Here is a 26,999-nt window from a genome sequence, read left to right on the forward strand (position 1 = left end):
GGAGGGGTGGGGGGGGGAAGGGTTGATGGGTCGATGGCGCGGGGAAGACTTTCCGGTCAACACCACTAGAGGGGTCCGCGCTCACGACCGCAGCAGCATCATCGCCGCCGCCGCGGCCCCGATCAGGCCCGCGTGGGTGCCCAGCGTCGCCGGGACCACCTGGAGGTCCTTGACGAAGGACAGGGTCGCGTACGAGGCCAGGTGCGCCCGGACCGGCCCGAAGAGGATGTCGCCCGAGGCGGCGACCCCGCCTCCGATGACGGCGATGTCGGTCTCGACGAGGGTGGCGGTGGCGGCGATGGCCGCGGCCAGCGCCCGGCCCGCGCGGTCGAAGGCGGCCAGCGCGACGGGATCGCCCGCGGCCGCCGCTGCGGCCACCCCGGCCGCGGTGGCGTCCCCGGCCGGGACCCACCCCTGGGCCAGGGCCCAGGCCGCGATGGCGGTGCCGGAGGCGAGGGACTCCACGCAGCCGCGGCCTCCGCAGACGCAGGGCTCCCCGTCGAAGGCGACGCTGATGTGGCCGATGTGACCCGCGTTCCCGGTGGGGCCGGGGTGCAGCTGATTGTTCAGGACGAGTCCGCCGCCCACGCCGGTGGAGACCACCATGCAGAGCGCGTTGGCGTGCCCGCGGGCAGCGCCCAGCCAGTGCTCGGCGGCGGTCATCGCCACCCCGTCGCCGGCCAGCACCGTCGGGATCCGCAGCCCGTGCCGCGCGAGCTCGGCGTCCACCCGGGCCTGCACGGGGAAGCCCCGCCAGGCGCCGATGTTGACCGGGCTGACCGTGCCGCGTGCGGTGTCCACCGGGCCCGCGCTGCCGATCCCGCACCGGACGGCCGAGCCCCACATCGGGGACTTCGCCAGCTCGGCGACGACCTCCGCGACGGCGGCGAACACCGTGTCCCCGTCGGCGCCGCGCGGGGTGGGTCGGCGGGTGGTGGCCGTCATGGCGCCGTCGGAGTCCACCAGCGCTCCGGCGATCTTCGTTCCGCCGATGTCGATCGCGACCGTCGGGCCGGAGTCGGCCGGCGCGCCGGCGCGGGGGCCGGGGAAGGCGGAGGTGGGGGTGGGAGTGGTCACGGTGGCGCTCCAGGAAGGGGTCGGTTTCAGTATGCGGCCGGCGGCGGCGCCGTACTCTCGCGGGGCTCCAGCCTGGGCCGTTCGCTCTCGCGGGACCTCGGCGGGCCCCCCGCGAGGAGGGCCAGGAGCTCCTCGGCGGCGAGGCGGCCGAAGCCTGCGGTATCGCGGACCAGAGCGGTGAGCCGGGGAAGGGTGACCCGGCAGAGCGCGGAGTCGTCCCAGGCGACGACGGAGAGCCCGCCCGGTACCGGGATGCCCAGCTCGGAGGCGACGGCCACGCCGGCCACCGCCATCACGTCGTTGTCGTAGACGATCGCGGTCGGCTGCTCCGGCCCCGGCTCGGCGAGGATCCGCCGGGTGGCCTGCGCCCCCTCGGCGTCCGAGTAGTCGGTGGTGACCGAGCGCACCTGTCCGGGGGCGAGGCCCAGCCGCTCGGCCTCGGCGCGCAGCGAGGCGATCCGGCGCTCGGTGTGGGCGAGTCCGGGCAGTCCCGCGACGTGCGCGATCCGGCGGTGGCCGAGCCCGTACAGGTGGTCGAGCACCTCCGCCATGGCGCCGGCGTCGTCGGCCCGGACGGCGGACAGTGCGACGGAGGCAGCAGATGCGACGGAGGCAGCGGAGTCGGGGGAAGCGCCGGGGGCGGCCGGGCCGGGAGGAGCCGAGGCCGGTCCCGTCTCCCCCACCGTGACGGCCGGCAGGCCGAGCTGTTCGAGCAGGGCCGGGCGCGGGTCGTCGGTCCTGGGGTCCACGACGACGACCCCGTCGACGCGCCGCTCGGCCCACCAGCGGCGGTAGACGGCGCATTCGGCGTCGAGGTCCTCGACCACCTGGAAGAGCAGGGCGATCCGGCCGGCGGCGAGGACCTCCTGGATGCCGGAGACCAGCTGGAGGAAGAAGGACTCGACGCCGAGGGTGTGCGCGGGCCGGGCGAGGACCAGGCCGACGGCGCCGGACTGTTCGCCGGAGAGGGCGCGGGCGGCGCTGTTGGGCTGCCAGCCGAGCTCCTCGGCGACCTGCCGGATGCGGGCGCGGGTGTCCTGGGAGACCCCGGGCCGGTTGTTGAGCGCGAAGGAGACGGCGCTCTCCGACACCCCGGCCTGGCGGGCGATGTCCTTGATGGTGGGTCTGCGGGCCATGGCCTGTCTCATCCCTCGCTGACGTGGACGGCAATGGCCGGACCGTACGCGATCCTGCCCTGGCAGACCGCCTTGACCACGATCCAGTACTCCCCGGCGGGGGTGCCCGGCGGGGGCCGTACCTCGAACACGGCCTCGGACTCGCCGTCCGGCGGGACCTCGACGGGCAGGACGGCGGGGGCCGTCATCTCCCAGGTGCCGAACGGGGACACGGCGTACGCCTGCCCCGTCAGGGCGGTGCGGATGCCGGTGGAGCCGATCGTCGCCCGTACGGGGGCCCGCCCGCCGGGGGCGACGGTGACGGCGGGCTTCGGCGCGGCCACCCACAGCCCGGTCGGAGTCCCGGCCGGGCCGCCCGGGACGGTGACGGTGAGGACGTCCTCGAAGGTGCCCGCCGGGGTGGTGGCGAGGATCCGGACCAGGTGGTCGCCGGGTTCCGCGCCGGCGGCGGGCTCCACGGTGAGCGGGAGGCAGACGTGCCCGCCGGGCGGGAGTTCGCGGCGCTGCCGGGTCCAGGAGGTGGTCCAGCCCTCCGGGGCCCGGACCTCCAGCCCGACCGGGCCGCCGTCCGTCTGCCCGTGGGCGGCGAGGGTGACCGTGGCCGCGGCCGGGATCCCGTCACACGTCACGGTGTACGGGGCGTCACCGAGCGGAGCGGTCCCCGTGTTGTGCAGCCAGTACCGGCTGAAGACCGGCTCGTGCGGCTCCCGTTCACCCCGGCGCAGTGGCATGCCGGATTCCGTGAGCAGCAGGAGCGTGGTCGTCGCGGCGCCCTGGACCTGCCCCTCGAAGAAGCCGGTCGGGCGGTCCAGCAGATCGGCCTCGGCGGCCGGATCCGTGGGCCACAGGGTCTGCGCCATCACCGGGCGGCCGTGCGTCTCGCGCAGCCGGACGGCGAGGTCACGCCCGTCGCGCCCGTCGCGCCCGTCACCCCCGTTACGCCCGTCACCCCCGTTACGCCCGTCGCACCCGTCGCCGGAGCCCTCGGCCCGCTTCACCGTCTCGATCAGCACCCGGTCGGCCGGCTCCACGCCGAGCAGCGAGCGGGCCGGCGGCCGGGGACCCGCGCCGGGGGCGGCCGTGACGGCGGTGAGCGGCTTGTTGAACTCCCGTCCGCGGCGCACCAGGTCCACCGCCCGCCAGTCCCCGGAGCCCGCGACCAGCGCGTGCTCGAAGACGTGGGTCCAGTGCTGGAGCTGGAAGGAGCTGCCGTCGGGCGCGGTGCGCCGCGGAGGGTCCATCCACTCCCCGCTCGGGCGGCCGGTGCAGGAACGCATCAGGGTGCTGTGCAGCCGCCCGGCGGTGTCGACGGCGAAGCTGGGCGTGCCGCGCACCAGGACCCCGACGGTGCGGCCGGCGTACGCCGCCTCGTGCGGGTGCGCTGCGCCCGCCGGAGCTTCGGCTTCGATGCGGCCCGACGCGGCGACGGCCCGGGCGAGCTGCTCCGGCGGCCCGGCGTGGATCAGGACCGGCAGGTCCCGCAGGCCCGTCAGGTCGCAGCCGGGGCTCCAGAGCGAGCGGAGCCCCGCTCGGGCCGCTACCCAGACCTGCCCGTGTTCCCGTAGGGCTTCTCGCAGGGCCTTCTCCTCGGCGGGGCCGGCCGACTCCAGCAGCGCCGCCGCGAAGGGGTTCTGCTCGGGGCCGCCGAGTGCGATGCGGAAGTCGGGCAGGCTGCTGTCCAGCGCCAGGTCGCCCCAGCGCGGCCCGGCCGCCCGGGTCGGGGTCGCGGTGACCCCGTACCGGCCGAGCGCGGTGACCAGTTCCCGGAGTCCGTGCGGGGTGTCCGCGTCCGGGAGGACGATCTCCGCCGCGCCCAGGGCCCGGCCGCCCGGACCGGTCATCGGCGCCGACAGGGCGAACCAGTTCAGGCAGGGGCTGTCCAGGGTCCAGGGGGCCCGGGTGTGGTCGGCCCCGGTGTCAGCCTCGGGGAAGGCGAACCCGCGCCCCACCGCGGACGCCGCGGTCTCGGCGACGGGCAGCGCCCCGGGCACGTCCGCGGGGATCCGCAGCCGCAGCAACTGGTCGGAGCCCTCGAAGGCGTGCACCGTCGTGGTGAGTTCCGCCCGGTCCAGGCCGTCCCACAGGGTGGTGGTCCGGGTCCAGCGGACGGGCCCGGTCCGCCCGGTGGCCACGATGCGCGAACCGAGCGGCCCCCGCTCCGCGCGGCAGGACTCGGCGGGCCCGGCGCCCGAGCCGGTCCCCGGGCCCTTGGGCAGCAGGTGCCAGGGGCCCTCTCCGAAGTAGGGGTGCTTGTCGTACTCCTCCTGGACGACGAGCTCGTCCACCTCGCCGGGGGTGAGGACCTCCTGCCCGGTGCGCCGGTCCAGCAGCCGGGCGAGGCCGCCGCCGCGTGCGGGATCGGCCTCGGCGCGCAGGAACTCGTTCTGCACGGCGTGCCCCGGGGCCGGCTCCCAGCCGCCGGAGAGCGGCAGTTCAGAGGTGGCCAGCCACCAGGCCCTGTTCTCGTATAGCTACGGCCAAGGGACATGTAGCGCTGTGTAATCGCCCCAGGTCCTCGTTTCCCCCGACAGGGTCCCTCGTTGGACTGAACGAGTGATCGCGGGCGGGGGAGGGGCGCGGGTGCGGCAGGACTGGGAGCCGGAGGACCTGATCGAGGTCTGGACGCTGCTCGAAGACGACATGAAGAGGGTGCGGAACAAGTCCGGGGCGACCCGGTTGGGGTTCGCGTTGCTGCTGAAGTTCTTCGAGGTGGAGGCCCGGTTCCCGGAGACGGTCGAGGAGGTGCCGGTCGCTGCGGTGGGGTACGTGGCTCAGCAGGTGAAGGTTCCGGCCGAGGCGTGGGCGGACTACAGCTGGGAGAGCAAGGCGATCCAGCGGCACCGGAGCGAGATCCGGGCTGCGTACGGATTCCGGGCGAACACCGAGGAGGACCAGGAGCGGCTGGCCGGGTGGTTGGCAACCGAACTGTGCCCGGTGGAGCTGTCGCGGGACCGGCTGGCGGCCGCAGTGGTGGCCCGCTGCCGCAACGACCACATCGAGCCTCCGGCACCGGGGCAGGTCCGGCGGCTGGTCGGCAAGGCGGTGAAGGACTTCGAGGCTCAGTTCTGCCACGGCACGCTGGACCGCCTCAGTCTCGCGACGCGCTCGCGTCTGGAGGACCTGGTCGCCGGCAGCGTGACCGAGACGGTCGAGGGGGCGGACGGTGACGGCTCTGTGGCCGGCGGAGGCCGGTCGCACTTCGCCGAGCTGAAGACCGACCCCGGGGCCCCGGGCCTGGAGAGTCTGCTGGCGGAGGTGAACAAGCTGAAGCGCGTCCGGCGCCTGGAGCTGCCCGCTGACCTGTTCTCGGACGTGTCCGAGAAACTGGTGGACGCCTGGCGGGCGCGGGCGTCGAAGGAGTACCCGGCGAATCTGGAGCGGATGAAGCCGCCGCGGCGACTGACGCTGCTGGCCGCGCTGTGCCATGTGCGGCAGACGGAGATCACCGACTCGCTGGTGGACCTGTTCATCCAGCTCGTACTGAAGATCAACACCCGGGCGGAGCGGAAGGTCGACAAGGAGCTCAACGCCGAGCTGAAGAAGATCCGGGGCAAGGACGCGATGCTGCTGCGGGTCGCGGAGGCCGCGCTGTCGGAGCCGTCCGGCACGGTGCGGCGGGTGATCTACCCGGTGGTCGGGGGAGAGGGGACGCTCAAGGCCCTCGCCGCGGAGGCAGCGGCGAACGAGGCCCGTTACAAGGCCCGGGTCCGTACGGTGCTGCGGTCGTCGTACTCGGCGCACTGGCGGCGGATGCTCTCGCCGCTGCTGGGCACGCTGGAACTGAAGTGCAACAACACCTCCTACCGGCCGGTGATGGACGCGATTGACCTGCTCCAGCGCTACCTGGAGCAACCGTTGAAGGAGGGTGCGTTCTTCGACCCGGCCGAGAAGGTGCCGCTCGCGGGGGTGGTGCCCGAGCAGTGGCGTGCGGCGGTGGTGGACGACAAGAGCCGGGTTGAGCGCATCCCGTACGAGCTGTGCGTGCTGGTGGCGCTGCGGGACGCGGTGCGCCGGCGGGAGATCTGGGTGGTGGGCGCGAACCGGTGGCGCAACCCCGAGGACGACCTGCCCGCGGACTTCGAGGACAACCGGGACGTGCACTACGCCGCCCTGGGCCAGCCGCAGGACGCCGGCGAGTTCATCGCCGCTCTCCAGGGCAAGCTCCGCACCTCGCTGGACCGCTTCGAGCAGGCGCTGGCGGAGGGTACGACGGGCGGGGTCGCGGTCGTCAAGAAGCACGGCGAGCCGTGGATCAGGGTCTCCCCACGGGGGAAGCAGGAGGAGCCCGAGTCCCTGGTGGCGATCAAGGGCGAGATCGAGCGGCGCTGGGGCACCATCGACCTGCTGGACATCTTGAAGTACGCGGAGTTCGACACCGGCTTCATCGCCGAGTTCACCTCGGTGGCCACCCGGGAGATGCTCTCGAAGGATGTGCTGCGGCGCCGCCTGCTGCTGGTCCTGTTCGGGCTGGGCACGAACATGGGGATCAAGCGGGTCGCGGTGACGGGCAAACACGGCGAGAGCGAGGCGACGCTGCGCAGGGTCCGGCACCTGTTCGTCAACCGCGCCAACATGCGCGCGGCCCTGCGGAAGCTGGTGAACGCCACCTTCGCCGCCCGGGACGAGATGTGGTGGGGCACCGGCACGGCGTGCGCCTCCGACAGCCGCAAGTTCGGCGCCTGGTCCTCGAACCTGATGACCGAGTGGCACCAGCGCTACCGGGGCCCCGGGGTGATGATCTACTGGCACGTCGAGCGGAAGTCGGTGTGTATCTACTCCCAGCTCAAGTCCTGTTCGGCCTCCGAGGTCGCCTCGATGATCGAGGGCGTGCTGCGGCACTGCACCGACATGGAGGTGGACCGGCAGTACACCGACACCCACGGCGCCTCCATCGTCGGGTTCGCCTTCGCCCACATGCTCGACTTCAAGCTGATGCCCCGCTTGAAGAACATCGGCTCCGCGAAGCTGTACCGCCCGTCGGCCGGAGAGGACGAGAACTGGCCCCACCTCGCGCCGGTGCTGTCCACCAAGACGATCAACTGGGACTTGATCGCCCAGCAGTACGACCAGATCGTGAAGTACACCACCGCTCTGCGCCTGGGCACCGCCGAGGCCGAGCAGGTCCTGCGCCGCTTCACCCGCGGTGGCCCCAAGCACCCCACCTATCAGGCGATCGAGGAGCTGGGCCGGGCCGTGCGCACGGCGTTCGTCTGCGACTACCTCGCCGACGTCGAGCTGCGGCAGGAGATCCACGAGGGATTGCAGGTCGTGGAGAACTGGAACAGCGCGAACAAGGACCTCTTCTACGGCAAGGACGGCGACCTGGCCGGGCAGGACAAGGAGTCCCAGGAGGTGTCCATGCTCGCCCTCCACCTGCTCCAGTCCGCCCTGGTCCACGTGAACACGCTGCTGATGCAGCAGATCCTCGCCGATCCGAAGTGGGCTGACATGCTCACCGCCGCGGACCGGCGGGCCCTGTCCCCGCTGTTCTGGACGCACGTAAATCCCTACGGCCGGTTCGAGCTGGACATGGACAGCCGCCTCGACCTGGACCTGGCAGTCCGGGCATCCGTCGTACCTGGGCCGCGCATCCCTGAGGCCGTACCAGCCAAGGCCCGGGCGTGACGAACTCCAGGTGCGAGCTCGGCCCTAGCCTCCGGATTGCCCGATGAGCGACTCGACTCCGTCCAGCATCCGTGCGAGCCCGAACTCGAAGAGAGCGTCGAGTTCGAGGCCGGCATCCTCTTGGTCGAAGAGAGTGGACAGGATCGGATAGGACCCAGCGGTCTGGATCGTTTCCATCCGTGGTTCGTTGGAGGCCATCCATTCCTCGGGTGTCATGCCGGTGTCCTGCCGTGCTTGCGACTCCAGCTCGACGGCCGCCGCGACGCCCTGGGCGTACCCGAGGAGCGCGAGGTGGACGTGGAGGATCTGGGTCGGTGTCAGCCCCAGGCCGGTCAGTGCGCTGAGGACCCGCTCGGTGTACCGCATTGCGTGGGGTGAGGCCATCGGCCGGGTGAGGGCGGCCATGGCTCGTGCCAGCCAGGGATGGCGCTTGTACAGGGCCCATAGCCAGCGGGCCTCCCGTTCCAGTCGTGCGCGCCAGCCGGGCGGTCGCGGCCCCGGCGGTTCTCCGTTGAACACGGTCTCCGACATCAGCCGTACGAGCTCGCCCTTGCTCGGGACGTGGCGGTAGAGCGCCATGGTGGAGGCGCCGAACTCGGTTGCGACGCGGCGCATGGAGAGCGCGGCGAGACCTTCGGCGTCGACGAGAGCGATCGCGGTGCGGATGATGCGGTCCCGGGTGAGCCCCTGGTGCGGAGTGGAAGGCCGTTCTCGTCCTGATTCGGCGACCACGGTGCCGACGCCGGGCACGGCCCGCACCAGACCCTCCTGGCTCAGGGTGGCGAGCGCCTTCGTCGCGGTCGCCATGGCGACGCCCCACTCCTGGGTGATGCGCCGGGTGGAAGGGATACGGGCACCGGGCTCAAGCTCACCCGAGGCAATGAGCCGACGGATGTCGCCGGCGATGCGGAGGTAGGGCGGTTCCACAGTCATGACCACACTGTACTAGTGCACTCACAGGGCATTGTGGCTGCTCAGAGCCGATAGATGGCGGGGTGCACTAGGTACCTGTTTGCGGCGTACGCCATGCTCCCGGTTCCCTGCCGTTCATGGAGAACTCACCCGGCCCCCGCGCGGGGCGCAAGGAATGGACCGCCCTGGGCGTTCTGATGCTGCCCCTGCTGCTCGTCTCGATGGACGTCTCGGTCCTGTACTTCGCGATTCCCTACGTCAGCCAGGACCTGGAGCCCAGCGCGACGCAGCAGCTGTGGATCCTCGACATGTACGGCTTCGTCCTCGCCGGGCTCCTCATCCCGATGGGTGCGTTCGGCGACCGGATCGGCCGGCGCGCGCTGGTGCTCGCGGGAGCGGTGCTCTTCGGAGCGGCCTCGGTTGCCGCCGCGTACGCGCACACCGCCGAACTGCTCATCGCCGTACGCGCGCTGCTGGGACTCGGCGGCGCCGCCTTGATGCCCTCGACCCTCGCCCTGATTCGCAACCTTTTCCACGACGAGAAGCAGCGCGGCAAGGCGGTGACGCTGTGGACCGCCGTCATGACGACGGGCATTTCGCTGGGGCCCGTGGTCAGCGGTCTGCTGCTGGAGCACTTCTGGTGGGGCGCGGTCTTCCTGATCAACCTGCCCGCGATGGTGCTGCTGCTCGTGCTGGTGCCGTTCCTGGTGCCGGAGTTCAAGTCGGCGAAGCGCGAGCGCTTCGACCTGCTGAGCGCGGTGCTGTCACTCGGCACTGTGCTCCTGGTCATCTATGGCATCAAGGAATGGGCCCGGCACGGGTACGAGCCGCTGCCCGCCCTCGCCATCAGCGTGGGGCTCGTGCTCGGATTCGTCTTCGTGCGCCGGCAGAAGCACCTCGCGCATCCGATGATCGACCTCGGCCTGCTTGGCCGGCGTACTTTCGGCGGCCCGGTGTTCGCCAATCTCCTCGCGATGTTCGCCACGGTCGGGATGGCCGTCTTCCTCACCCAGTACCTGCAGTCCGTCCTGGGCCTGAGCCCGTTGAAGGCCGCACTGTGGAGCCTGGTACCGGCTGCCGGAGTGGCCGTCATGGCCCCGGCGGGAGCCGCGCTCGCACAGCGCATGGACCGCGCGTACGTCATGGGCGGCGGCTTCCTCCTCTCCGCCTGTGGGTTCCTCTGGGTGACCCAGGTGCGCACCGACTCGGCCCTCTGGTTCACCCTCGCCGGCGTCTCCCTTTACGCGGGCGGCCTGGTCGCCGCCATGACCCTCGCCAACGAACTCGCCCTCGGCGCGGCCCCGCCGGAGCGCGCGGGATCAGCCGCGGCCGTGCTGGAGTCGGGCCAAGAGCTCGGCGGAGCGCTGGGCATGGCGATCCTCGGATCCATCGGGGCAGCCATCTACAGCCGCGACATGGCCGGAGCACTGCCCCCCGGAGTACCGCAGGCCGAAGCCGTCCGCGAAACACTGGGCGCCGCGACGGCCACCGCGGCCCAACTGCCGGACAGGACCGCAGGCGTCGTACTGGAGGCCGCGCGCGACGCCTTCACTCACGGGATGAGCTTCGCAGCCGTCGGCGCGGCCGTCGTCATGGCCGGTGCCGCCCTCTTCTCGTTCACCTGGCTGAAGGGTGCAGGCAAGACGAGGCGCCCGACGGAAGCATCTGCCGACCCGCGGCCCGCGACCCTCGCGTCGTGAAGGCCGTCTAGAGCCACTTGTTGCGGCGTAGCGTGCGGTAGATCACGGTGCACACGGTGATGATGAGTACCCAGACCGCCGGGTAGCCATACGGGGACTTGAGCTCGGGCATGTGCTCGAAGTTCATGCCGTACACGCCGACGATCATGGTGGGGACGGCGATGAGGGCGGCCCAGGCGCTGATGCGGCGCATGTCGGCGTTCTGCTGCACACCGAGCTGGGCGATGCTGGCGGTGAGCATGCCGCTTACCAGTTCGTCGAAGGACAGGATCTGTTCGCTGACCCGCTGATGGTGGTCGGCCACGTCCCGAAAGTACGTGGCCACCTTGGGCGGGATCCCAGGGACGGTGCCTTCACTGAGACGCTGCAGGGCGCTGGTGAGCGGCATGACAGCTCGTTTGAACTCCAGGAGTTCCCGCTTGAGCTGGTAAATGCGCCCGGCGTCGACCGGAGTGCCGGGGGAAAAGACCTCGGCTTCCAGGGTGTCGACGTCCCCGGCAAAGGCGTCGGCGACGTCGACGTAGCGGTCGACGACCATGTCCGCAACCGCGTGCAAGACGGCGGCGGGGCCGCCGCCCAGCTGCTGCGGGTCTTCCTGGAGCTGTCGGCGGAGATCGTCGAGCGGCGGGGCGCTGCCGTGGCGGACGGTGATTGCGTAACCGGGCCCGGCGAAAACCATGATCTCGCCGGTGTCCACGATCTCGCTGGTCGCGGTGACCTTTTCGTGGTCGACGTACACGATCGTCTTCAGCACCAGGAACAGCATGTCCCCGTAGCGTTCCAACTTGGGACGCTGGTGCGCGTTGACCGCGTCCTCGACGGCGAGGGTGAAGGCCGAAGGCTTCGGCGACTTCGTGCAGCTGTTCCGCGCTGGGCTCGTACAGGCCGATCCACGCGAACCGGCCGGCCTCCGCATCTATCCGCTGCATGATCTTGCCCAGGCTTACCTGCCCCGGGATGCGGTGCCCGTCCTCGTACAGAGCACAGTCCACCGTTGCCGACGGCAGATCCCCCTCCTTCTCCTCTCCCCGCTGTGCCACAAATTCCTCGTTCCGCTCGTTCACGTATCGGGGTGCAACCTACCCGGCCGGCGTGCCGTCCAAGTTCGCTGCCAGGTACGTCACGTCCGACGACGTGCGGCGGGGTCGCGCTCGGCGACGTGCCGCGCGACCGCGTCGACGCCGGGACGGGCGTACCGCTCCAGGGAGCGGACGGAGGCGTGCCGGGAGCGGGCCAGCAGCATGGGCGTGGAGGTGCCGCTCTCCGCGTCGTGGGTGAGCGCGCTGTGGCGGAGCCGGTGCAGGGTCCAGCCGTCCAGGTCCTCGATGCCTTCGGGTGAAGCGAGCGGGTTGGCCAGCAGCCGGGTGTTCTCCTCGAAGATCTCCTCGGCCCGGCGGTAGGAAAGCCGGGCACGGCCGGTCTCCGGGCACACGTCCAGTGTCGGCGTTCCGGCTGGGGCCTTGCGGTCGGTGAGGAACAGCGGGCCACGGGTACGGCGGGAGATCAGGCGGGGCAGCAGCTGGGCCGTGCCGGACTGCCAGTGAATCCACTCGGTTGCCCCGCCCTTGGCGGTGATCCTGCCGCGTTTGTCCTGCGGGTACAGATCCTCGACGTTCAGGCATAGCACCTCGTCGGCCCGTGCGGCGGACTCGTAGAGCATCTTCCACTGCGTCTTCTCCCGGAGACCGACGTCCAGGCGCCCCAGGGCGGCAATCTGGTTCTCGGCCAGGGCCTTGGTGCGGTCCGGCGGGGCCGGCCGCCGCTCGATCCCGAGCGTCGGATCGCCTTCGATCCAGCCCTGGCGCTGCCACCAGCCGATCGCCTTGCGCGCGATGGACAGCTCTCGGTTGACGGTGTCGGCATCCATCTCGTCCGCCCGGGACGCGGCCAGCTCAGCCAGTACCTCCGGCAGGACCGGGTCGTCGATCGCCGCGACCGGGAAGGCGGGCGGCTTCGCGCCCCTGCGGGCGGGCCCGGTCGGCGCCGGTTCACCGGTGAGCATCCATCCCCACGTCGTCAGCGAGATCCGGTAGATCCGCGCGGAGGACTTCGCAATGCCGGCACCGGTGAGGTACCGCTCGACCGCCGCGATGTACGAGGAAGGCGGGGCGGACAGGGGCACCACCCGGGCGCGCGGCAGCCGGAGCGCGCCCTCACTCCCGAGTTCGGTCACTGGTTCGATCGTCACGCCCCGCCCCGCCCTTCCAGCACTGCCGCAGTAAATGCGTACACCTCACCCCGGCAGTCAGAATGGCCCGCCGCAGGTCGGGATGATCACGGTAGAGGCTCCACCGCAGTAAATCCGGCATTTACTGCGGCACCACCCTGGCGGGCTGCCGCGGTGGCAAAAGTCCGATAAGCCGAACTCGGATCGGGCCCGGCGCTACCGCCAACCGCCGTACCGTCAGCCCTCGCGCCGGGCCCGCCCCCGAGCATCACCCAGCGCTACATGTCCGTTCGCCGTAGCTATACGAGAACAGGGCCCACCAGGTGCGGTGGCCGAGCGAGGGCACGTCCACGGCGAGGAAGGCCAGTTCGGCCGCCCCATCGGCGACGGCCTCGACGTGCACGGGCGCTGCACGGCCCGCCTCGTCCAGGACGGCGATCAGGTGTGCGTCGCGGTCGTCGGCGATGCCGAGCGCCGCCAGCTCGACGCGGGTGCGGACCAGGTCGGTACGGGTCCACGAGACCGGGTTGTGCACGGTCACGGCGAGCGGTCCGGGGCCGCGGGTGTCGGCCGCGGCGGTGATCGCGGCGAGTGCCTCCTCCCGTACTCCGGCGGCCAGTTCACGGGCCTCGCGCCAGGTGGGGAGCAGGTCGAGGTACACCTGGTCGGAGAAGGTCCCGGTGACGGCGTCGTGGTGGGCGGCGTGCAGGAGGTGGCGCCAGGCCTTGGAGAGGGTCTGCCCGGGGTAGGAGGTCAGGCCTTCGGCGCAGGCCAGGGCGGCGAAGGTCTCGGCCTGTTCGAGGAGGTTCTCGGCGGCCCGGTGCGCCTGTTTCACGTCGGCGTAGGTGACGTCCTTGCCGGTGTAGACCGGGCCCATCTCCCGGGTGACCGGGAGCGGTTGCTCGCCGCGCGCGGCGAGTTCGGCGCGGACGGCGTCGAAGTGGGCGCGCGGGCCGGTGTGTTCCATGCGGGGCCAGCAGTAGCGGCGGTTCCAGGCGTGCTGTACGTCCAGGCCCCAGCGGTGCGGCCAGGAGAAGTCGGTGCCCATCGGGATCAGGACGTTCTTCGTCGCGGCGGCGGTGCGCAGCAGCTCGTACAGGTCCAGCAGCTGTTCGGCGGCGGCCCCGGCGTCCGGTGCCTGGTGGGAGAACCAGCCGGCGGAGTAGTGCGCGGGCAGGTAGTGCAGGAGGAGGCCCTCTCCGCCGGGGGCGATCCATTCGTACTCGGCGGGCAGCTGCATGGCGGCGGGGGCGCGCAGCTCGTCTCCCCAGGTGTCCATCATCGGCCCCCACTGGTGGTGGGGGCCGCGGGCGAGGACGGCGGAGTCGAGTCCGGCGCCGGCCATCAGGGCGGGGAAGGAGGGGTCGTGGCCGAAGACGTCGAGCTGCCAGGCGGTGCGCGGGTCGGCGCCGAGGGTGCCGCGGTGCAGGGCGAGGCCGTGGACGGCGGAGCGGATGGTGGTCTCGGCGGAGGTGAGGTTGGTGGAGGGCTCGTTGTAGGTGCCGCCGACGATCTCCACGCGGCCTTCGGCGACGAGCGCCCGCAGCTCGGCGCGTTCGGCGGGGTGGGTGTCCCAGTAGGGCTTGAGGTAGTCGACCTCGGAGAGCACGAAGCGGTACGCCGGGTCCTCGCGCGCCTGCTGGAGGTGGAGCGGGATCAGGGTGAAGGCGGGGACGCCGGTGTACTCCCAGCCGTGCTCGGCCTCGCCGGGCTTCAGCGGGGCGTCCCAGAGGGCGGTGTAGGCGGCTTGGGTGTTCCACCACATGGGGTCGTAGTGGAAGTGCGGGACCAGTCGGACGGTCCAGCCGGGCTCTGCGACGACCAGTTCGAAGGGGTGCTCGGCGAGCGGCCGCCCGTCGGGGGTGGTCACGCGGACGGCGGCGGGCAGGACGGTCCCGGGGGCGGCGCCGGGGGTGCGGACGGCGACCTCGACGGTGGACTCCGGGACGGGCCGGGGGCCGGACCCGGCCAGATCGGCGCGGGCGTCGGTGCCGGCGTAGGCCTCCGCGGTGTCGGCCCGCACGATGCGGGGGTGCGGGGTGGTGATGCCGTCGCCCTGCACCGCCACGTGCAGCGGGCCGGCCGGGCGGGCCCTGCGGATGCGGACCCGGACGACCTGGGAGGGGTTCTCCGACGGGCCGGCGAAGAGGGCCGGGGTGGTGACCGACGTGACGGCAATTCCGCTGTCCATTTCCGCACACTTCCTTGCGTGACAACACCGCTCAACAAGAACTAAACCGCATTAGTGCGCTTAGCTTCAAGCGGCTGGAACCCGCCTGTCAACGGGACTGAAGCGCATAAGTACCAGCGTCCGCGAGATCAGGACTTCCATCCCGCCAAGTCGGGACGTTCGGAGTTGAGGATCCTGTTGACTTATCCCCCGCACAGGCGGCAGGTTGTGGGCATCCCGCGAATTCCCCATGAACTCCAGGACCCTTCATGCACGACGGCACCGCCGCCTCCGCACCCGCACCCGCCCGCACCCTGCGTTTCGGTGCCAACTACACGCCGACGCGCGGCTGGTTCCACCACTGGCTCGACTTCGACCTCGACGAGGTCAAGGCCGACCTCGACTCGATCGCCGCCCTCGGCCTGGACCACGTACGGGTCTTCCCCCTGTGGCCGGTGTTCCAGCCGAACCGGACGCTGATCCGGCCGCGAGCCGTCGAGCAGCTCGTCGCTCTCGCCGACGCGGCCGCCGACCGCGGGCTCGACGTCAACGTGGACGGCCTCCAGGGGCACCTGTCGAGCTTCGACTTCCTGCCCGCGTGGACCGGCACCTGGCACCGGCGCAACATCTTCAGCGATCCGCAGGTCGTCGCCGGGCAGGAGGAGTACCTGCGCACGCTGGCCGCCGCCCTCGCCGACCGGCCGAACTTCCTCGGCATGACGGTCGGCAACGAGATCAACCAGTTCTCCGACGATCCGCACCCCTCCCCCGACCGGATCGCGCAGGAGCAGGCCGGTCGCTGGCTGGAGCGGATGCTCGCCGCCTGCGAGGCGGGCGCGCCGGGCCGCATGCACCTGCACGCCGAGTACGACGCCGCCTGGTACCAGGACGGCCACCCCTTCACCGTGGCCCAGGCGGCCCGGCTCGGCGCCGCGACCGCCGTGCACTCCTGGGTGTTCAACGGCACCGCCCAGCGCCACGGCCGGACCGGGACGGCGACCGAGCACCACGCCGCGTACCTGATCGAGCTCTCCAAGGCATGGGCCCGCGATCCGCTCCGCCCGGTCTGGCTCCAGGAGGTGGGCGCGCCCGCGCCCCTGATCCGGCCCGAGCACGCGGCCTCCTTCACCGAGGCGACCGTGGCGAACGCCCTGGACTGCCCCGGCCTGTGGGGCGTGACCTGGTGGTGCTCGCACGACGTGTCCCGGGAGCTCGCGGACTTCCCCGAGCTGGAGTACGGGCTCGGGCTGCTCACCAACGACCGCCGGACCAAGCCCGCCGGCGAGGTGATCGCCCGGATCACCGGGGAGTGGCGGGGCCGCGAGCACCGCCCGGCGGTGCGCGGGACCGCGCTCGCCGTGGACGTGGGCGGCGCCGAGTCCGCGCCGAACCGCTCGGTGTGCGCCCCCGGAGGGGCCTTCTTCGAGGCCTGGGCGGCGCTCACCGCCGAGGGGGTCCGGCCGGCCGTGGTCCTGGCGGAGCTGGCCGGGGACGCGGAGCACCTGGCCGCCCGCGGCATCACGGAGGTACTGCACGTGTCCGACGTCCGCACCCGGGCCTGACCGGCCCCACCCGGCCTGACCGGCCCCACCCGGCCTGACCGGTCCCACCGGGACCCGAGCGGTCCCACCCGGCCCCGACCGGCCCCACCGGGACCCGAGCGGGCGCAACCCGGCCGGGCCCCGGCCGGACCCGCCCCCGCTCGGCCGCACGGCGCCCGACCCGGCCCCACCTGTCCGCTACGGAGGAGAACCCCTCATGTCCGAGATCGACAACGGAGTCGACCCTCGCACCGCCCGCCGGCCCGCCCCCCGCCCCGCCTCCATACGCCCCACCCGGCGCGGAATGCTGTTCGCCGGAGCGGGAGCCGGGGCCGCCGCCCTGCTCTGCACGACGGCCGGCCCGGCGTCGGCAGCCCCGGCGGCGGCAGCCCCGACGGACCGCGCCCACGCCCCGGGCACCGGCCCCGCGCCGGCCGGGTCGCCCGCGGACCTGTCCCCGTACGCCTCGTACTGGTTCCCGGACTCGCTGCCCGCCGGGACCCCGGGTCCCGGGATCACCTGGCGCTCCCTCATGCGGTGGACCCCTGAGTCCGACCCCGATCTGGCCTACAACACCGCGACCGTGCCGCTGGCGCCCCGCTTCACCCCGGTGCCGCCGAACACCACGGCCCGCGCCGGCCAGGCCCGTATCGCCTCGCTCGTCTCCTTCGGGAACACGGCCGGCAATCCGGCCCAGGGCTCCCCGACCGCCGACTACTACGCCCTCAGCCACTGGGCGTACATCGACGAGCTGGTCTTCTGGGGCGGCTCCTCCGGCGAGGGCATCGTGCTCGCGCCGAACGCGCCCGTCACCGACGCCGCGCACCGCAACGGCGTCCGGGTGATGGGCAACGTGTTCCTGCCGCCCGTGCCCTACGGCGGCGACCTCCAGTGGACCCGCGACCTGGTCCAGCGGGACTCCCTCGGCCGGTTCCCGGTCGCCGAGAAGCTGGTGCAGGTGGCACGGGCGTACGGCTTCGACGGCTGGTTCGTCAACGCGGAGACCGAGGGCGGCGACAGCGAACTCGCCTCCCGGATGCAGCAGTTCCTGCGCGCCCTGCGCACGGCCGGTGAACCGCACGACCTCTCCATCACCTGGTACGACGCGATGAACTCCACCGGCAAGGTCGGCTGGCAGGGCGCGCTGAACGAGCTCAACCAGGAGTTCTACGAGGACCGCCGCGGCAAGGTCGCGGACACGATGTTCGTGGACTTCCGCTGGACCCCGGCCAAGCTCGCCGCCTCCGGCGACCTCGCCGACCGGCTCGGCCGCAGCCGCCACGAGCTGTGGGCGGCCGTGGACACGGAGTCGAACGGCTGGAACTCGAAGGTCGACTGGGACGCGATCGTCCCGCGCGGACGGGACCACACCGTCTCCTACGGCTTCTACCGGCCGGAGTGGACCCGGAACCACCTCACCGACCGCTCCCCGGGCGCCTTCCACCGTGCCGACGACCGGTTCTGGACGGGCGCGTCCCTGGACCCCGCCCACCCCTCCCCGCAGGACACCTGGCGGGCCCCCGCCACCGTCGTCGCCGACCGGTCCACCGTGACCGCGCTGCCCTTCGCCTGCTCCTTCAACACCGGCCACGGGGAACGCTGGTACGAGGACGGCGAGCCCGTCTCCGACACCGGATGGAACCACCTCGGCCTCCAGGACCGGCTCCCGGGCCGCCGCTGGGCCGTGCACACCACCGGGACCCGCCCCGAGGTCACCCTCGACTTCGCCCGCGCCTGGCGCGGCGGCTCCAGCCTGCTCGTCACCGGTGAGCTCACGGCCCCGGCCGCGATGGCCCTGCACGCCACCCGGCTGCCGCTGACCCGCTCCTGCGTCGCCGAGCTGGTGCACCGCACGGAGTCGGGCCCGGTGACGGTCGAGCTGGGCGTGGCGACCCGTCAGCCGTCCGGCCCGGGGCAGGAGGTCCCGTACACCTGGCTGAAGGCGGAGACGATCGGGACCGGGCAAGGGTGGCGCACGACGAGGGTCCGGCTGTCGGAACTGGCGGGCGAAACCGCCCACGCCCTGGCTGTACGGATCACCCGACGCGGGAAGGAGCCGGTGCGCTGGCGGCTCGGGGCGGTGTCGGTACGCGAGGCCGCCGCGCGGCCCCGCCCGGCGACTCCGGGCACCCCGGCCGTGTCCGCCTCGGCCCAGCAGTCCGGCAAGGCCGCCGTGCGACTGGCCTGGCAGCGGGCCGCAGGGCCCGTCCGCCACTACGAGGTGTCCCGCCTCCTTCCGGACGGCGCCCGCCGCTTCCTCGGCGGCACCTGTGGCACCGCCCTGTACCTGCCCGGCGTCGAGCGCGCCGGCCGGGAGAAGGCGGCCGTCTTCGAGATCCGGGCCGTCGACGAGCTGTACGCCGTCTCCGAGCCCACCCGTACCGCCCTGACCTGGACTGGAGCCCTCTGATGCATGACGACCGCGCAGTGCTGGAAGGCCGCCTCAAGCGGGTCCTCGACGAGCGGATCCGCCCGGCCGTGTACCCGCTGTCCGCGCCGCTGGCCGTCGAGGCCTGGACCGCCCCGGGCCGCGAGCCGGTCCCGGTGGCCGAGGGACTGGCGGCCCCGCACGGCCCCGCCGCCGTCGGCGACGCCTGGGGCGCACCCTGGGACACCACCCGTGCCACGGACCTGCTGGAGCGCCCGCTGGCCGAAGCCCTTGCGCTGGTGGCGGCCTCCGGCGCTGGCCGACGTACGGCTGAGTCCGTTCGAGCTGGTGACCCTGCGGTTCACTCGGCCCTGACAGTTCACTCGGCCCTAGCGGTTCACTCGGGCAGCGCGGTGGGGTCGGTGCGCGGGACGGCCACCGTCACGCGCAGCCCGTGCGGCGGGTTCTGCTCGTAGGAGAGGGACCCGCCGCCCGCGGCGAGCAGGATGCGGGAGATGGACAGGCCCAGGCCGGAGCCCTTGATGTTCTGGTGGCGTCCGCTGCGCCAGAACCGGTCCCCGATCCGCAGCATCTCCTCCTCGGTGAGCCCGGGGCCCCGGTCGGCGACCACGATCAGCACCCGGTCGCTGTCCACGGAGAGCGCCACCTCGACGTCTTCACCCGCCGGAGTGAACTTGAGGGCGTTGTCGATGACGGCGTCGAGCGCGCTGGAGAGCGCGATCGGGTCGGCCCAGCCGGTGGCGGCGCTGCGCCCCGTCCCGGTGAGCCGGACGCCCTTCTCCTCGGCGAACGGGCGCCAGGCGGTCACCCGCTCGGCGGCCAGCCCCGCGATGTCTATCAGGCTGATCTCGGCGGCGGCGTGCTCGGCCAGAGCCAGGTCCAGCAGGTCGTCGAGGACCTGGGTCAGCCGCTTGCCCTCGGTCCGCACGGAGGCGATCTCCTCGTTGCCCTCGGGCAGTTCGAGGGCGAGCAGCTCGATCCGCAGGAGCAGTGCGGCGAGGGGGTTGCGCAGCTGGTGGGAGGCGTCGGCGACGAAGGCGCGCTGCTGTTCCAGCACCTCTTCGACGTTGTCGGCCATCTCGTTGAACGAGCGGGCCAGGCGCCTGAGTTCCGGGGGCCCGCCGCCCGCCGCGACACGGGAGTTCATCCGCCCGGTGGCGATGCCGTGGGCGGCCGCGTCCAGGGTCTGCACGGGCTTGAGCACCCAGCTGGTCAGCCGCAGGGCGGCGCCGAAGGCCACGAGCATGGCCGCACTGAGCCCGGCGACGATGAGCAGCCAGCCGCGCAGGATCCGGGCCCGCATCTGGCCGGTGGGCGAGTCGGTGGCGACGACGGCGACGACGTCCCCGTCGAGGACGACGGGGGAGGCGACGAGGATCCTGCCGTTGGTCTGCCACGGCCACACCTGGCCGGGATCGTGGCTGCGCCGCCCGGCGAGCGCCGCCTCGAAGGCACGGCGGTCCTCTCCCTGACCCGGAACCATCCACCAGCTCGGAGACCGGGCGATGGCGTCGTCGTTCCGGCGGAACACGCCGACGCGGATCCCGTACAGCTCCTGGTAGCGGGCCAGTTCGTGCTGGAGGGTTTCGCGGCGCTCGTCGGCCCCGCTGGACTTCGAGCCCTCGGCGTCGATGACGAACTGGGCCAGCGCCGCGAAGCGGGCGCTGTCGTCGATCCGGTCGACGACCACCCGCTGCTGCTGCCCGGCCGCCAGGGCCACCGCGAGCGGGAAGCCGAGGGCGAGCAGGACGCCCGCCATCAGGACGACGAGCAGCGGGAGCAGACGGGCGCGCACGACGGGTGACCGCTAGACGGCGGGCGGGGCGGAGGCGGCGGGCGGGGCCGGGGTCGCCGGGGCGGGCGGTACGACGAGCCGGTACCCCACGCCGCGGACGGTCTCGATGAGCGCCGGCATCCGCAGCTTGGACCGCAGCGAGGCCACGTGCACCTCGAGGGTCCGGCCGGTGCCTTCCCAACTGGTGCGCCAGACCTCGCTGATGATCTGCTCGCGGCGGAAGACGACCCCGGGGCGCTGCGCGAGCAGGGCCAGCAGGTCGAACTCCTTGCGGGTGAGCGGTACGTCGGTGCCGTCCACGCTGACCCGGCGGGTGGCCAGCTCGATGCCGACGGCCCCGAGGCGGACCACGCCGGGCGTGCCCGCGGTACCGGCGGGGGTGTTCTCCTCGGAGGCGCCCGTACGGCGGGCCACCGCGTGGATGCGGGCGAGGAGTTCGCCGGTGTCGTAGGGCTTGGTGACGTAGTCGTCGGCGCCCATGTTGAGTCCGTGGATGCGGGAGCGCACGTCGGCCCGCGCGGTGACCATGATGACGGGCGTACTGGTGCGCTTGCGGATCTTGCCGCACACCTCGTACCCGTCCTGGTCGGGCAGACCGAGGTCGAGCAGGATCACCCCGTAGGGAGAGGCCTGGGGCGGCGTGCCAGCCGACAGCAGGGCCTGCAGGGCCTCCTCACCGCTGCGGGCGTGGGTGACCTTGAAGCCGTGCCGGGCGAGGATCGCGGACAGGGCGGCGGCGACGTGGTCGTCGTCCTCGACGAGCAGCAGTCTCATGTCGTCCCCCTCTCCATCTCTGTCGATCTCTTGGCGATCTCTTCGCGTCCGCTGGGCGATCTCTTCGTGTTCGCCTGGCGGACATCATGGGCCATCAAGCATCCACGCCGATCCGCACTCCCACGTCAAGGCGGTTCCGGTCCGACGGAGGTTCCGTTACTCACCCGGTACGCCGCGGCCGCTGCCGGACGCCCGCGGGTACGGAGCGTATCGGCGCGAGGCCGGATCGTTATGCTCAATTCTCCCTCAGATGTAATGACGCTGTGCGCACCACGTCACTACTGTCCTCCCAACCGAGGAGGACGGAGCCACAAGCCGATGAGCGGAGTATCAGTGACCAAGGACGTGCGGGACGCGGCCGGTGCCGCGGACGACCTGGTCGTGCTGAGCAACGTCAACAAGCACTTCGGCGCGCTGCACGTGCTTCAGGACATCGATCTGAGCATTGCCCGCGGTGAGGTCGTCGTGGTGATCGGCCCTTCGGGGTCGGGCAAGTCCACGCTGTGCCGGACCATCAACCGCCTGGAGACGATCGATTCGGGCAGCATCACCCTCGACGGCAAGCAACTGCCGTCGGAGGGCAAGGCGCTGGCCAAGCTGCGCGCCGATGTGGGCATGGTCTTCCAGTCGTTCAACCTCTTCGCCCACAAGACGGTGCTGCAGAACGTGATGCTGGGCCAGCTCAAGGTCCGCAAGACGGACCAGGCGGCGGCCCTGGAGAAGGCGAAGGCCCTCCTCGACCGCGTGGGTGTCGGCTCGCAGGCCGACAAGTACCCGGCGCAGCTCTCGGGCGGCCAGCAGCAGCGCGTGGCCATCGCCCGCGCCCTTGCGATGGAGCCGAAGGTGATGCTCTTCGACGAGCCGACCTCGGCCCTCGACCCGGAGATGATCAACGAGGTGCTGGAGGTCATGCAGCAGCTCGCCCGGGAGGGGATGACCATGGTCGTCGTCACGCACGAGATGGGCTTCGCCCGCTCCGCCGCCAACCGGGTCGTCTTCATGGCCGACGGAAAGATCGTCGAAGAAGCGACTCCCGAGCAGTTCTTCAGCAACCCGCGGAGCGACCGGGCCAAGGACTTCCTCTCGAAGATCCTGCACCACTGACCTTCGTATCTGGTAGTGATCCGGTGACGGATCGTCGTCCAGCACGCACGTCGTACGTCTCACTTCACGTCTGACTCACGTCTCACTTCGAGGGAAGTCCACCATGAAGCTCTCCAAGGTCGGCGCGGCCGCCGCCATCGCCGTTGCTCTCGCCCTGACCGCGACCGCCTGCGGCGGCTCCAGCGACAAGACCGGCAGCGACGCCGGTGCGTCGGGCGGGGCCAAGAACGACAAGATCGTCATCGGCATCAAGTTCGACCAGCCGGGTGTGGGCCTCAAGACCCCCGACGGCAAGTTCACGGGCTTCGACGTGGACGTGGCGACGTACGTGGCCAAGGAGCTCGGCTACGCGCCGGACCAGATCGAGTTCAAGCAGGCCGTCAGCGCCGAGCGCGAGAACCTCATCTCCAACGGTGACGTGAAGCTGGTCGTGGCGAGCTACTCGATCAACGACAAGCGCAAGGAGCGGGTCGACTTCGCCGGCCCGTACTTCCTCGCGCACCAGGACCTGCTGGTCCGCGCCGACGACACCTCGATCACCAAGGCCGAGGACCTCAACAAGAAGAAGCTCTGCTCGGTCACCGGCTCCACGTCGGCGCAGAACGTCAAGACCAAGCTGGCCCCCGAGGCCGACCTGCAGCAGGTGGGCGGCTACTCCGAGTGCCTGACCGGCCTGGAGAACAAGACCCTCGACGCGCTGACCACGGACAACTCGATCCTGGCCGGCTACGCGGCGCAGGACAAGAACAAGGGCAAGTTCAAGCTGGTCGGGCTGAGCCTGAGCAACGAGAACTACGGCATCGGTCTGAAGAAGGGCGACAAGGAGCTTCAGACCAAGGTCAACGCCGCCATCAAGAAGATGGAGGCCGACGGTGCCTGGGCAGCGGCCATCGAGAAGAACTTCGGCCCGGCCGGCTACAAGGCCGAGCCGGCCCCCGCGGTCACCGAAGGCAGCTGACCCGGCGGCCGGTCCGCCGGCCGATCCATCGGTGAGGAGCGTCGCCGCCCGCCTGCCGCGGGCGGCGCCGTGTCCCACCGGCCAACCTGGCCATCCTGGGGAGAGCGCAGGCCATCGTGTTCGATTTTCTTGATTCCGGGCAGTACGACGTGCTCGGAGCCTTCTGGGTGACGGTTCAGCTCACCCTCTACTCGGCCGTCGGGTCCCTGATCTGGGGCACCGTACTGGCCGGGATGCGGGTCAGCCCGGTCCCGCTCATGCGGGGCTTCGCCACCGCGTACGTCAACCTCGTGCGCAACACCCCGCTGACCGTGCTGATCATCGGCTGTTCGCTGGGCCTCAACCAGACCCTCGGCGTCACCCTCGGCGGCGGCACCTTCAAGGAGATCGGCTTCCGTCTCGCGGTCCTCGGGTTCATCGCCTACACCGGCACCTTCGTCTGCGAGGCGATCCGCTCGGGCATCAACACGGTCCCGGTCGGCCAGGCCGAGGCCTCCCGCGCCCTGGGCATGAGCTTCATCCAGACGCTCACCCTGATCGTGCTCCCCCAGGCTTTCCGGGCGGTCATCGCGCCGCTCGCCAACGTACTGATCGCCCTCACCAAGAACACCACGGTGGCCGCGGCGATCGGCGTGGCCGAGGCCGCGCTGCTGATGAAGGAGATGGTCGAGAACGAGCCGCAGGCGCTCTTCGCCGTCTTCGGCGTCTTCGCCCTCGGCTTCGTCCTTCTGACCCTGCCCACCGGCCTGCTGCTCGGCTGGGTTGCCAAGCGAGTGGCGGTGAAGCGATGACCTCCGTGCTGTACGACGCCCCGGGCCCCAAGGCCAAGGCGCGCAACTGGATCTACAGCGGGATCTTCCTCGTCGTGGCCGCGGCCGTCGCCTGGTGGGTGCTGTCCGCCCTGGCGGACAAGAACCAGCTCGACGCCGACAAGTGGAGCCCCTTCTTCACCGACGGGCAGGTTTGGACGACGTTCCTGCTCCCCGGACTCGGCGAGACCCTGCTGGCCGGCGCCATCTCCATGGTGATCGCCCTGCCCCTGGGCGCCGTCCTCGGCATGGGCCGGCTCTCCGACCACGCGTGGGTACGCAGCATCGTGGGCACCTGGGTCGAGTTCTTCCGGGCCATCCCCGTGCTGATGCTGATGCTCTTCGGCTCCGCCTTCTACGTGCAGTACACCGGCGTGGACTCCGAGGTGCGGCCGCTGTACGCGGTGATCACCGGGCTGGTCCTCTACAACTCCGCGGTCATCGGCGAGATCGTCCGGGCCGGCGTCGAGTCGCTGCCGAAGGGCCAGACCGACGCCGCGAAGGCGATCGGCATGCGCAAGGGCCAGGTCATGACCTACGTCCTGCTCCCGCAGGCGGTGACCGCAATGCTGCCCGCACTGGTCAGCCAGCTCGTGGTGATCCTCAAGGACACCGCCATCGGCGGTGCGGTACTGGGCCTCGCCGAACTGCTGACCACATACCGGCAGATCTCGGCGAACTACAGCAACACCATCCCGACCCTGCTCGTGATCGCGGCGATCTACATCGCGGTGAACTTCGCCCTCACCTCCTTCGCCTCCTGGCTGGAGGGCCGGCTGCGGAAGTCGAAGCGGAGCACCGGCGCGGTCGTCCCGCCGGATCTGATCAACGCGGGTGAGAACACCGGCGTCTGACGATCCTCCCGGCGCGGCATCGGACATGCGCTCGAACCCGCGTCCGGCATCCGGCCTGACAGCCGGTCAGTACACTGGCGGGACACGTGTGGTGCGGCGGAACTCATCCGCCGCACCACACGGCATTGTCCGGACCGGCGTCACTTGACGCAGGCACCTCCAGTGGGTTGCATACGTTCTGTGATCACATACCGGACACCGGGAGCCACATCATGGACCCGGTGATCGTCGTCGGCGCGGGGCCCGTCGGGCTGTCCCTGTCCCTCGCCCTGGCCGGCCAGGGCGTGCCCTGCGTCGTGCTCGACGAGGGTTCCGGCAAGGACGAGCTCCGCCCCGCCCGCACCGTCGCCCTGCACGCCGACACCGCCGCCATGGTGCACCGGCTGGGCTGTACGACCCTGCGCGACGAGGGCGCGTACTTCACCGCCTGGCGCACCATGCGGCGCGGCCGCGAGTCCCAGCGGATCACCTTCGAGGACGGCCCGGCCCCGATCCACCTGCCCCAGCACGCCCTGACCCGCGGACTGCGCGACGCCGCCGCCGCGCACCCGCTGGTCCAGCTGGTCACCGAGAGCAAACTCGACGCCCTGGAGCAGGACGGCCGCGGGGTCACCGCCCACACCCGGGGTGCCGAGACCACGTGGTGGCGCGGGAGCCACCTGGTCGGCTGCGACGGAGCCCGGTCCACCGTGCGCAAGCTGCTCGGCATCCGCTTCCCCGGCCGCACCGCCGTCGAACGGCACGCCGTGGCCGCCCTGCGTACCGAACTGCCCTGGCCCGGCGAAGCGTTGCTGCACCGGAGCCCGCCCGAGGAGGTCACCGCCCGGCCGCTGGCCGACGGGGTGTACCGGCTGGACTGGCTGCTCCCCGCGCGCGGGGAACTCGTCACCCCCGACGCGCTGGTGACCCTCATCCGCGACAGCCTCGCGCTGTGGTGCGGGGGCACGACACCCCCGTACGAGCTCCTCGACACCGGGGTCCACACCCTGCACCACCGGCTCGCCCGGCGCTGGCGCGACGGCCGCTGCTTCCTCGCCGGGGACGCGGCGCACCTGCTCGGCGCCCTCGGCACCCAGGGCGTCCAGGAGGGGCTCCGCGACGCCGAGAACCTCGCCTGGAAGCTCTCCCTCGCCTGGCACCAGGGGGCCTCCGAGGAACTCCTCGACAGTTACGAGTCCGAGCGCCGCAGGGCGGTGGCCGCCCGACTGCGCGCCGCCGACCAGGCCATGCCCGTACTGCGCACCGGGAACGGCCTGCGGACCTACCTCCCGGGAGCCTCGCGCACCGCCGAACTGCTTCTGACGGACGGCCACTTGGGGCGCGGCCCGCTCGGCGCGGAGCCGGTGTACGCCCCACCCGTGGCCGTCCACGACGTGCCCACCGCCACCGAGCCGGGCGGCCCCGTGGAGAACGTCCCGGTGACCGCGCCCGACGGCTCGACGGTGCCGCTGCGCGACCAGCTGGGGCGGGGCCGGCTGCTCGTCGTCCTCGTCGCCCCGGGCACCGGGGTCTGGGACCGGCGGCACTGGGTGGGCGCAGGCCTGATGCCCCGCCTCGCGGCGGCGGTCGCCGCGCTGCCGGTCCGGACGGAGCTGCTCGTGGCGGACGGCTACCCGGGGGCGGCGGCGCACACCGTGCTCCTCGTACGACCGGACGGGCACCTCGCGGCCACCTTCGCCGGGGTCCACCCGGCCGAGCTGTACGAGGCCGCGGACGCGGTCCGGCACGGCGCGCCGGAAGCGCCCCCGGCCAAGGCGGCCCCCAGGGCCCTGCCCGCCGCCGCACCCGTCATCGATTGAGCGTCCATCGAGCGATGATCGATTGACCCTCCGGCCGAGTCGTGCTTCACTCGCGGACATGACCGGCAACGACGTACGCCTGTGGCGGAGGGTCCATATGGACCTGCTCCGCTACGCGGGCTGCGTATGTCGCCCTTCCTGCTGATTCGCCCTTCCCCCGCGCGCCCCCATGCGGATGTGCCGCGCGCT

At 71.9% G+C, this 26,999-nt stretch carries 19 protein-coding genes and 1 pseudogene; 11 read left to right on the top strand and 9 right to left on the bottom strand.

The genetic code is table 11. The features are described from left to right. Positions 1 to 81 precede the first annotated feature (81 nt). The 3 genes from ACFWBW_RS08140 to ACFWBW_RS08150 all read right to left on the bottom strand — a co-directional run bounded on the left by ACFWBW_RS08140 (position 82) and on the right by ACFWBW_RS08150 (position 4,603). The gene (locus ACFWBW_RS08140) at positions 82 to 999 is read right to left on the bottom strand and encodes an ROK family protein (RefSeq protein WP_385369612.1); all 918 of its coding nucleotides are present in this window, start codon (positions 997 to 999) and stop codon (positions 82 to 84) included. A gap of 104 nt (positions 1,000 to 1,103) precedes the next feature. After that, positions 1,104 to 2,213, bottom strand: a complete 1,110-nt coding sequence (locus tag ACFWBW_RS08145) for a LacI family DNA-binding transcriptional regulator (protein WP_385369524.1) — start codon at positions 2,211 to 2,213, stop codon at positions 1,104 to 1,106. Between the two features lie 8 nt (positions 2,214 to 2,221). After that, on the bottom strand, positions 2,222 to 4,603 hold the full coding sequence (locus ACFWBW_RS08150; protein ID WP_385369526.1) for an NEW3 domain-containing protein: 2,382 nt from the start codon (positions 4,601 to 4,603) through the stop codon (positions 2,222 to 2,224). 190 nt (positions 4,604 to 4,793) lie between these two features. Here ACFWBW_RS08150 and ACFWBW_RS08155 point away from each other — a divergent pair, with 190 nt between their 5' ends. Further along, entirely contained in the window at positions 4,794 to 7,838 is a 3,045-nt protein-coding gene (locus ACFWBW_RS08155) for a Tn3 family transposase (protein ID WP_385369528.1), read from the top strand. 24 nt (positions 7,839 to 7,862) lie between these two features. On the opposite strand, the gene ACFWBW_RS08160 is transcribed toward ACFWBW_RS08155, so the two are convergent. Further along, positions 7,863 to 8,771: a TetR/AcrR family transcriptional regulator C-terminal domain-containing protein gene (locus tag ACFWBW_RS08160; RefSeq protein ID WP_385369530.1), complete on the bottom strand. Its 909-nt coding sequence runs from the start codon at positions 8,769 to 8,771 to the stop codon at positions 7,863 to 7,865. A gap of 116 nt (positions 8,772 to 8,887) precedes the next feature. On the opposite strand from ACFWBW_RS08160, the gene ACFWBW_RS08165 reads away from it, so the two are divergent. Next, positions 8,888 to 10,450, top strand: a complete 1,563-nt coding sequence (locus ACFWBW_RS08165; protein WP_385369532.1) for an MFS transporter — start codon at positions 8,888 to 8,890, stop codon at positions 10,448 to 10,450. Positions 10,451 to 10,457: 7 nt separating this feature from the next. Here ACFWBW_RS08165 and ACFWBW_RS08170 read toward each other — a convergent pair whose 3' ends face one another. The 3 genes from ACFWBW_RS08170 to ACFWBW_RS08180 form a co-directional block, all read right to left on the bottom strand. Further along, entirely contained in the window at positions 10,458 to 11,234 is a 777-nt protein-coding gene (locus ACFWBW_RS08170) for a magnesium and cobalt transport protein CorA (protein WP_385369534.1), read from the bottom strand. Positions 11,235 to 11,570: 336 nt separating this feature from the next. Continuing rightward, a complete protein-coding gene (locus ACFWBW_RS08175) occupies positions 11,571 to 12,623 on the bottom strand; it encodes a tyrosine-type recombinase/integrase (RefSeq protein ID WP_385369536.1) in 1,053 nt (350 codons plus the stop codon). Positions 12,624 to 12,885: 262 nt separating this feature from the next. Further along, on the bottom strand, positions 12,886 to 14,808 hold the full coding sequence (locus ACFWBW_RS08180; RefSeq protein WP_385369538.1) for a hypothetical protein: 1,923 nt from the start codon (positions 14,806 to 14,808) through the stop codon (positions 12,886 to 12,888). A gap of 248 nt (positions 14,809 to 15,056) precedes the next feature. Here ACFWBW_RS08180 and ACFWBW_RS08185 point away from each other — a divergent pair, with 248 nt between their 5' ends. The 3 genes and pseudogenes from ACFWBW_RS08185 to ACFWBW_RS08195 form a co-directional block, all read left to right on the top strand. Then, on the top strand, positions 15,057 to 16,349 hold the full coding sequence (locus ACFWBW_RS08185; protein ID WP_385369540.1) for a glycosyl hydrolase: 1,293 nt from the start codon (positions 15,057 to 15,059) through the stop codon (positions 16,347 to 16,349). A gap of 283 nt (positions 16,350 to 16,632) precedes the next feature. After that, positions 16,633 to 18,738, top strand: coding sequence for an endo-beta-N-acetylglucosaminidase (locus ACFWBW_RS08190; RefSeq protein ID WP_385369614.1), 2,106 nt, complete (start codon positions 16,633 to 16,635; stop codon positions 18,736 to 18,738). Continuing rightward, positions 18,738 to 18,947: pseudogene (locus tag ACFWBW_RS08195) on the top strand (hypothetical protein); the annotation flags it as partial. The gene ACFWBW_RS08190 and the pseudogene ACFWBW_RS08195, both read left to right, overlap by 1 nt. A 146-nt stretch (positions 18,948 to 19,093) precedes the next feature. Here ACFWBW_RS08195 and ACFWBW_RS08200 read toward each other — a convergent pair. Then, a complete protein-coding gene (locus ACFWBW_RS08200; RefSeq protein WP_385369542.1) occupies positions 19,094 to 20,512 on the bottom strand; it encodes an ATP-binding protein in 1,419 nt (472 codons plus the stop codon). Positions 20,513 to 20,524: 12 nt separating this feature from the next. Further along, complete coding sequence (locus ACFWBW_RS08205) at positions 20,525 to 21,286, bottom strand: response regulator transcription factor (RefSeq protein ID WP_385369544.1); 762 nt, start codon at positions 21,284 to 21,286, stop codon at positions 20,525 to 20,527. A 318-nt stretch (positions 21,287 to 21,604) separates the two neighbouring features. Between ACFWBW_RS08205 and ACFWBW_RS08210 the strand changes: the two genes are divergently transcribed. The 6 genes from ACFWBW_RS08210 to ACFWBW_RS08235 all read left to right on the top strand — a co-directional run bounded on the left by ACFWBW_RS08210 (position 21,605) and on the right by ACFWBW_RS08235 (position 26,955). Next, entirely contained in the window at positions 21,605 to 22,390 is a 786-nt protein-coding gene (locus ACFWBW_RS08210) for an amino acid ABC transporter ATP-binding protein (protein WP_385369546.1), read from the top strand. Between the two features lie 103 nt (positions 22,391 to 22,493). Next, the gene (locus ACFWBW_RS08215; protein ID WP_385369548.1) at positions 22,494 to 23,348 is read left to right on the top strand and encodes a glutamate ABC transporter substrate-binding protein; all 855 of its coding nucleotides are present in this window, start codon (positions 22,494 to 22,496) and stop codon (positions 23,346 to 23,348) included. A gap of 116 nt (positions 23,349 to 23,464) precedes the next feature. Then, positions 23,465 to 24,139, top strand: coding sequence for an amino acid ABC transporter permease (locus tag ACFWBW_RS08220; protein ID WP_385369550.1), 675 nt, complete (start codon positions 23,465 to 23,467; stop codon positions 24,137 to 24,139). After that, a complete protein-coding gene (locus tag ACFWBW_RS08225) occupies positions 24,136 to 25,011 on the top strand; it encodes an amino acid ABC transporter permease (RefSeq protein WP_385369552.1) in 876 nt (291 codons plus the stop codon). Before ACFWBW_RS08220 ends, ACFWBW_RS08225 begins: the two co-directional genes overlap by 4 nt. A gap of 212 nt (positions 25,012 to 25,223) precedes the next feature. Continuing rightward, positions 25,224 to 26,810 (top strand): FAD-dependent monooxygenase, encoded by a 1,587-nt coding sequence (locus tag ACFWBW_RS08230; RefSeq protein ID WP_385369554.1) that lies wholly within the window; start codon positions 25,224 to 25,226, stop codon positions 26,808 to 26,810. Between the two features lie 97 nt (positions 26,811 to 26,907). Next, a complete protein-coding gene (locus tag ACFWBW_RS08235) occupies positions 26,908 to 26,955 on the top strand; it encodes a hypothetical protein (RefSeq protein WP_311314449.1) in 48 nt (15 codons plus the stop codon). Positions 26,956 to 26,999 lie beyond the last annotated feature (44 nt).

The organism is Streptomyces sp. NPDC059957 (genome assembly GCF_042730015.1).
Lineage (GTDB): Bacteria > Actinomycetota > Actinomycetes > Streptomycetales > Streptomycetaceae > Streptomyces.